General features: G+C 41.9%; 5 protein-coding genes. 2 read left to right on the forward strand and 3 right to left on the reverse strand.

Annotated elements, in window-relative coordinates; translation table 11 throughout:
- Positions 1 to 47 precede the first annotated feature (47 nt).
- Positions 48 to 647 (reverse strand): LysE family translocator, encoded by a 600-nt coding sequence (locus tag AWH66_RS02645; protein WP_063605134.1) that lies wholly within the window; start codon positions 645 to 647, stop codon positions 48 to 50.
- Positions 648 to 766: 119 nt separating this feature from the next.
- Here AWH66_RS02645 and AWH66_RS02650 point away from each other — a divergent pair, with 119 nt between their 5' ends.
- Together AWH66_RS02650 and AWH66_RS02655 are read left to right on the forward strand one after the other, a co-directional pair.
- On the forward strand, positions 767 to 1,249 hold the full coding sequence (locus tag AWH66_RS02650; protein WP_063605135.1) for an Lrp/AsnC family transcriptional regulator: 483 nt from the start codon (positions 767 to 769) through the stop codon (positions 1,247 to 1,249).
- A 334-nt stretch (positions 1,250 to 1,583) separates the two neighbouring features.
- Complete coding sequence (locus AWH66_RS02655; protein WP_063605136.1) at positions 1,584 to 3,755, forward strand: immunoglobulin-like domain-containing protein; 2,172 nt, start codon at positions 1,584 to 1,586, stop codon at positions 3,753 to 3,755.
- A gap of 346 nt (positions 3,756 to 4,101) precedes the next feature.
- Here AWH66_RS02655 and AWH66_RS02660 read toward each other — a convergent pair whose 3' ends face one another.
- Complete coding sequence (locus AWH66_RS02660; protein WP_063605137.1) at positions 4,102 to 6,855, reverse strand: bifunctional diguanylate cyclase/phosphodiesterase; 2,754 nt, start codon at positions 6,853 to 6,855, stop codon at positions 4,102 to 4,104.
- A 62-nt stretch (positions 6,856 to 6,917) separates the two neighbouring features.
- On the reverse strand, positions 6,918 to 7,859 hold the full coding sequence (locus AWH66_RS02665; RefSeq protein WP_063605138.1) for a substrate-binding domain-containing protein: 942 nt from the start codon (positions 7,857 to 7,859) through the stop codon (positions 6,918 to 6,920).
- Between the last annotated feature and the right edge of the window lie 346 nt (positions 7,860 to 8,205).

Genomic DNA, 8,205 nt, shown 5'->3' on the forward strand with positions numbered 1-8,205 from the left:
GACAGCCGTCTCCTGCTTGAACAAGGGACGGCTGTTTTGTATTGAGGTTAAATAGATTGTCCAGCCATCAAAATGGCAACAACTCCTAAGCTTGCTCCAAGGCCGCGGTTGACCCACAAGAAGTATTTAGGCGATGTCAGTAGCTTATTGAGTGCTGAGCCACAGTATGCCCAAATGCACATAGACGACACTCCAATTGCAATGAAAATAGCCATAATCACCGCGTCATCCGATAGAACTCTGTTTTGACCAGGCAGAAACTGCGTCAGTAGAGTTAAAGACGCAACCCAAGCCTTGGGGTTCAGAATTTGAACCAGCGTACCACTGAAAAAGCCAGTTTGTTTGTCCGTCTCACTATCGCTGAGTTTGAGGGTTGAAATCGACCAGGCGAGATAAAGTAGGTAACAGGTCCCTAGTACTTTTAGCGCTGTGTATAACATTGGTTCGGAGCTCAAAAGGTTTGTCAGTCCGAGACTTGAGCCAACAAGAATAATCGACACACCTAAAGCACTGCCTGCGATGAAAGGTAATACAGCAACAAAGCCATACCGACTCGACAAACTAAGTAGCGCGATATTACCAGCGCCAGGTGCTATCGATATAGAAAATGAAAAAACGATAAACGCAAAGAGCAATTGTGCACTCATAAAATCCCCTGATAGTGTAATGTTGCAGTCTCTATTTAGCTTATCGAAACCACTAGAAATAGAATTGCCATTTACGTTAATATCGAATCCATATTGAGCAGAAAATTTCCAAATTAACCATGAATAAGAAAGAAAGCGCTACATATGAGTTGGATGATATAGATATTTCCATACTGAGGATCATTCAACGTGAAGGTCGAATTAGTAATAATAAACTTGCTGAACGAGTGAATTTGAGTGAAACGCCATGTTGGAGGCGTTGGAAACGACTTGAAGAAGCGGGTTATATCGACAACTACACAACGGTTCTCAATCGACAGAAACTCAACCTACAAGTGTCAGGCTTTACATTGGTAACGCTAGGTAATCACGATGTTGAAAGTACAGAGCCGTTTGAAGAGTTTGTGGGTTTAGTAGAGTGGGTGGTTATGTGTAGCTGCATTGCTGGCAGCGCCGATTACATTGTCCAAATAGTTGCCCAAAGCCTTGAGCAATACTACGACAGGCTTAGCGAGTTGCGACGTGTCAAAGGTGTCACGGCGCTACAGTCGAATATGTCGATAAAAGAAATAAAGAGTACCTCCCACTTACCGATTGGCTGAACACGATCAATTTCAGCTCAAACGTTGACCATTGCCACTTAATTTCTAGAGAAAACTATCAATAGGTTGCTTGGTGGAAATTTCCTACTCTTTGATAGAAATATAAGCAGATTTCGCCTATATGCCTCATTTTACTACCTTGGTCTAGAATTATTCACTAATTGATTTTTCATCGTGAATTAAGATCACGATATCGAAAATCTATACAAAAAGTATCTGTATATCATGTGATTAATTTCTTACTTCAATCATATAATTCCTATGGAACTCAATGCGTTGCTGTATCTAAATGCTGAGTGAATCCCGTAATAAAATTGAATGAATAAGAGGTAATATGATGAAGCAAAAAACGCTCTATCTTGCTGTGGCTCTAGGTTTAGGCAGTATTGCGAGTGCAGCATCAGCGAATGAGATGGTGAACCCGGAAGCTGGTGTTGTAGTTGGTTATTGGCATAACTGGTGTGATGGCGCTGGCTATAAAGGTGGTAATTCGCCTTGTATTACGTTGGATGATGTTGACCCTATGTACAACGTTGTCAACGTTTCATTTATGAAGGTGTTTAACACCAGCGAAGGCCGTATTCCCACTTTTAAACTAGACCCTGCTATTGGCCTTTCTGAACCGGAATTTATCGCACAAATTGAGAAGCTTAATCAGCAAAACCGAGCAGTGTTGATCGCGTTAGGTGGTGCTGATGCTCATGTCGAATTAAAGACAGGTGATGAACAAGCATTCGCACAAGAGATCATTCGACTGACTGACAAGTTCGGTTTTGATGGTTTGGACATCGACTTAGAACAGTCGGCGGTAACCGCTTCTGACAACCAAACTGTCATTCCTGCTGCGCTACGTATTGTAAAAGAGCACTACCAGCAGCAAGGTAAGAACTTCCTAATCACGATGGCCCCAGAGTTTCCTTACCTAACGGAAGGTGGCAAATACGTTCCTTATATCACCGGACTAGAAGGCTACTACGATTGGATAAACCCACAGTTTTATAACCAGGGTGGGGATGGGATATGGGTGGACGGCGTTGGCTGGATTGCTCAGAACAACGACGCTTTGAAACAAGAGTTTATTTATTACATCTCGGATTCTCTGGCTAACGGAACACGAGGGTTCCACAAGATTCCACATGATAAATTGGTATTTGGTATTCCTGCCAATATTGACGCTGCGGCGACTGGTTTTGTCCAAGATCCTCAAGACCTCTATAACGCGTTTAACCAACTAAAGGCTCAAGGTCAGGCGCTGAGAGGTGTGATGACATGGTCAGTAAACTGGGACATGGGCACCAACGCTTCAGGTCAGGCTTACGGTGAACAGTTTATTAACGACTACGGTGCGTTTGTACATGGTCAGACACCGCCACCACCAAGTGAAGGTAAGCCTGTATTTAGTGGTGTATCTGATGTTCGTGTTCGTCATGGTAACGCGTTCGACCCTTATGCAGGCGTGACCGCAAAAGACAAAGAAGATGGAGATTTAACCAATAGCATTTCTGTTGAAGGCTCGGTCGACACGAACACCATCGGTACTTATGTATTGATTTATAGTGTGACAGACAGTGATGGCAACGAGACCAAACAGAGCCGGAATGTGGAAGTGTATAGCTTAGCTCCAGAGTTTGAAGGCGTCGCCGACGTCACCATCAAATTGGGCGATAGCTTTGATCCAATGCAAGGGGTAAAAGCCATTGACGCAGAAGATGGTGACTTAACCTCTCAAGTGCATGTAGAAGGCAGCGTGGATGTAAACAAACTAGGTAAATATGACTTAGTTTACCGAGTAACAGACAGTGCTAATCAAACTACTACGGCAAATCGTGTGGTAACGGTCGCTGATGGCAGTTCTTGTGCTAACGCATGGGATGTTAGCGCTACATACTCTAAAGGAGATCTCGTTTCTCATAATGGCTCAACGTGGCGTGCTGAATGGTGGACTCGTGGTGATGAACCAGGCACTACCGGAGAGTGGGGAGTATGGCGAAAAGTGGATGATAATGGTTGCGGAACGCCAGCGCCGGGTTTTGACCTCACTATCGATGGATTGAGCTCTCAGTACACTTTGACTGGTGGTAGTGTTACTTTAAACCCAGTCATAAAAACCAGTGAATCTGCTTCTGTCGCCGTTACAGTTGAAGACAGCTCTAGCGCTAAGATATACGAGCAAACCCATCAGGTGGATGGTGAATCGACGTTAACTGTGACATTGTCAGCTATTGAAGCCGGTAACTTTGTATTCAGAGCCACCGCGACAGACGGTGACGGTAACTCGGAGTTGGTGACTCATGGATTTAAAGTGGTGGATGAATCAGTAACACCTCCTCCGGGAGAACATCCTGCTTACGATCCTAACGCGACCTATGCCGAAGGGGATATCGTCACTGGCTCTGATGGCGGTTTATATCAATGTAAACCATGGCCTTATACAGGTTGGTGCTCAAACCCATCGTATGCACCGGGTGAAACGGTGCATTGGTCAGACGCTTGGGACAAACTCTAATAATTAACTTCTGAGTTCCAAAGATAAGCCTCTCTGAATATCAGAGGGGCTTTTTTGTTGGAGAAGAGTGAACTTTGAGCGGAAATGTGCTTTTTTAAGTGGTTCGTAGATTATAAAAGTGAAAGTCTGATCATTTTTGAGGTGCATCGCTGTAGGTAACATTGTGGAACTAACAACAAAGATTGAGCAATTTATGACTCATTTCAGGACAGAAGCCAGTTAGAGCACCAAATCAAAATGGATATTTTCAAAATATCTAAAGTAAGGAAAATTGCGAAATAGGGTGCAGAAAGGCAACTCGAAATCATTTCTCCATTTAGTCATACGTAACAATGGCTCTTCTTTCTCATACCGCTACCTGTTCTTGTCGATACCAACGGTTAAATTGCTCTATCTTCATTGGCCGCGCTATCGCATAACCTTGGGCAATTTCACATCCTACTTCCAATAACAACTCCTTTGCGTCCCAATCTTCTAAACCTTCTGCCACAACCGTTTTGTCGAAGGTTGAGGCCAAACTCATCACAGCCTTCAAAAGCCCCCAATTCTTACTATCTTTTTGCAAACCAATAATAAAGCTCTTATCGACTTTCAACACGTCAGCGGGAAGATCTCTTAAATAAGAGAGGGTTGAATAGCCAGTTCCGAAATCATCAATTGCCACACTCACCCCAAACGACTGACAACGCTCGATCACCGCCTGAGCTCTTTCTACCAGTTCTAGAGCACTCGATTCAAGAATTTCTATCTGCACATAGCTTGGAGGAACCTTATATTGAGACAATAGCGCTCTTAGGCGACTGGTAAAATTGATATCATCCAATTGATAGCTGGATACGTTAATAGACAATTGTATATCCATGCCACATTTCATCCACTCGGACACTTGATGAACGGCTTGAGTCATTACCCAGTCACCAATCTCACATTGCAGCGAGGGAGTCTCTATATCAAACAAAAATTGCTCGGGGGTTAACACTCCTTTGTCGGGGTGATTCCAACGAAGAAGGGCTTCTGCTCCTACCACCTCATTGCTTCTCAGGTTCATTTTTGGCTGAAAGTATAGTTCCAGCTCATTTTCAGAAACGGCTTGTTCCAACTGTCGCTTTTTAGCATGTTGTTTTCGCTTACTTCTATCATGCTCAGGGTTAAAGAATGCCATACTATTCCCCCCCTGCAGTTTCGATTCATACATAGCTAGGTCAGCTTGTCGAATAAGGTGCTCTATATCTGTGACACTATCCGCCTCCGTCATAGTTACACCAATACTCGCAGAGAAGGACTGTGGGTGAATCAGATCTGTTTTAAATCTCATTGTAGAAATTATATTGAGTAGCTTTGAAGCGTACGATTTTACTTTAGTTTCATTCCGAACATTATTAAGGATAATAATAAATTCATCTCCCCCCCACCTTACTAGAATATCGTTTGAAGGAATGTTTTTACTCAAGGTAGAAGCGAGTAATTTTAGCGCCTCATCGCCAACTTCATGTCCAAAAGAATCGTTAATCTTTTTAAAGTCATCGAGGTCAATAAAAAGAACTGCCATATATCGACCGAATTCATTGAATTTTAGTAACTCACTGACTTTGGTCACCAATAGGTTACGATTAGGCAGTTTCGTGAGGGGGTCATAGAGTGCAAGTAACTCTAGTTGCTTCTCTTGCTCTTTAAGGCGTGATATATCGGTAAACAGAGCAACAACATTAGATAGCCTATTTTGAGAGTCCCTAACAGCCGTTATGCTGACAAGTTCAGGATAAGCTTGACCATCTTTTCTTACGAGCCATAATTCACCACGCCAAAACCCATTACTTAACACTTTTTGTTTCAGTTCGGCATAGCGAACCTGAGATTCACTTTCATCTATCATTGACTCTAAAGAGTGACCCAATAGTTCTTCTCTACTGTAGTCATTAGCTGAAATAAATGCTTCATTAACTCTTCGAACTAACCCCAAATTATCAAGAATTAAAATACCTTCTCTCGTGTTGTCAAAAACACTCGCTGACATTCTCAATTCTTCTTCTGCATGGCTCTTTTCCGTTACGTCAAGATGTGTCCCAAACATCTCTATCGGTTCACCAGTCTTTTCCCATTTCACCACCTGTCCTCGAGCGAGTATCCAAAGCCATTGTCCAGATTTGTGTTGAACACGACATTGACATTCATAAACTTCAAGAGAACCTTCAAAGTGGCGCTTTAATTGTTCTTCTGATTGAACAAAATCTTCTGGATGACAGAGCTTTTCCCAAGTCTTGAAAGTGAGTGGTTCAAGCTCTGCTAAGCGATAGCCGAGCATCTCTGCCCATCTTTCATTAAATTTAACTTCACCCGACTTTATATTCCAGTACCAAGTGCCAATTTTGGTTGCTGCAATAACACTATTCAAATCTCTCTGTTCTTCCAGCAGCTTCATTCGCGTTGCTTTGATTGTTGAAAACATCTGGTTGACAACCCGAATAAAACCATCAATTTCATTATACCCACTGAGCTTCAATTCCCGATTGGGAATGGCATTGACTTCATCAACTTCTAACTGAAGCTTTAAACTCGCTAAGGGTTTCGATACAAACCGTTGTAAAAGAAAATATAATATCGATAAGATAACAGCGTTAAGTATTAGACCTGAGAGTACGGCATGAAAAAGCGACTCATACATCTTATCCTTAATAATGCTATCAGAAACACTGATCTTTACTTTGCCAATCTCCTCACCGTTTGGTGATTCAATAGGCATGCTTGTTATGACAAACTCATCACCAAACAAATAGCCCTTTTCCTCGTCACACTCTGAAATTTCACCATTGACTTTTGTTACACCCGAAACATAGTTATCTCGATTAAGAATTTTGGCGAACTGATTGTCATAAACCACAATAGCTTGGTAATTTCTTTCTCTTGCTTCATTTAAGATGATTTTTTTATATTCATTAATAGCATACGCTTGCATCAAAGGAGCAATATTATTACTCAGTGTAATTAAGCTCATTTCAACTTGTTTATTGATGTGCTTTGAGAGTGCTTGTTTTTCAATTGAAAGAGTAATCGTTGTATAGATAGCTATCACGAGACTGATGCTGAGCATGATAACTAACATGGTCACTCTTATGAGAGCGACGGACTTGGAAGAAGCGTTCATTTTCCCCATCAGGTTCCTTTCTAATCCAAACCGAGGACATTTCTTTTAATTTCTTCTTCTTGGCTATCAAGGGTATTTTTGTCCACAGCAAGCACCTTAAGCTCTTGTGTGGATTCAATCTTCGCGCCCTGCCAAAACTCATAAACAGTCTCGACTGAACGCTCTCCTATTTTAAAAGGTTGTTGCATAGCAGATCCAACAATAACATCCGTTCTGAGCAGCTCCAGAAACTCTGGCTCTGCATCAAAACAAATCAACAAAACCTCCTTCTCTTTACCCATTTTCGCTATACCATCAAGAGCAGCTTGATACCTGTTCGAACCTTGTAGCCAAATAGCACGCGTTCTAGGATTTTTTGTTAAGATTTCGATTGTATAATCAAATGTTTCCTGATGGCTAAAATCCACTTGCTGATAAAGGCCATTAACGTCAATACCACTTTCATCAAGAGCAGCAATGAAACCTTGTGTTCTCTGTTGACCATTCACTCTCATCTGGGGAATTGCGATAATACCGACGGTGCCGTCAACACTTGAGCTACGCTCCATCTTAGCTGCAAGCATTTTTCCTAAATCATAGGCTCCTTGGAGATTGTTTGATTTTATGTAGGACAAGTAGTCGCCACTCTCTGCTCCAATATCGGCAATGACAACAGGGATCTGGGCTTGTTTTGCCAAATTAAGCAAGGTCACCGCGGCAGAAGAATTCGTAGGAGACATGATAATGGCATCAGCCTTCATATCGATGGCCACTACAAGATTTTCTAATTCTTGTTTAGCATCATTGTTGGCAGAGAGGACAAGCACGTCGTAATCATAGACGTTTGCTTTCGAAGTAACTCCTCTACTCATAATTTCCCAAAAGGGTATTCTCAAATCTGAAACAAGATAAACCAGTTGCTTTTCAGACGTTTCTCCATCCATAGAGAGAAAGAGCAAGCATAACACGATCATCTTTTTCATAATGGTCTCCTACCAAACTCTAGTTAGCAACACATGTAACGCTGGACTTAGCAACATAGAACTAACATTATATTAGTATAAATTAATGTAATGTCTTTACTGTCTTAATAACAAAAGAAACTCCCCATCCCTTGAAGTGATCACCATATTGCGCTACCGAGGTCGATCCTAATCAGCTTCTGCCTCCTTATCACGCAGAACATTTGCAAAGAAGTACTATCTCCACTTTTCTAGCAAAAAGTCAGCCCACTCTTTCGAAATGAACTTAAAGTCTACTGCTTGTTCATCCCGAACAAGAATTAAAGGACACACACCAAAAAGTATGAAATTGGTATGATTTTTCACA

Source organism: Vibrio barjaei (assembly GCF_001639065.2).
Classification (GTDB): domain Bacteria; phylum Pseudomonadota; class Gammaproteobacteria; order Enterobacterales; family Vibrionaceae; genus Vibrio; species Vibrio barjaei.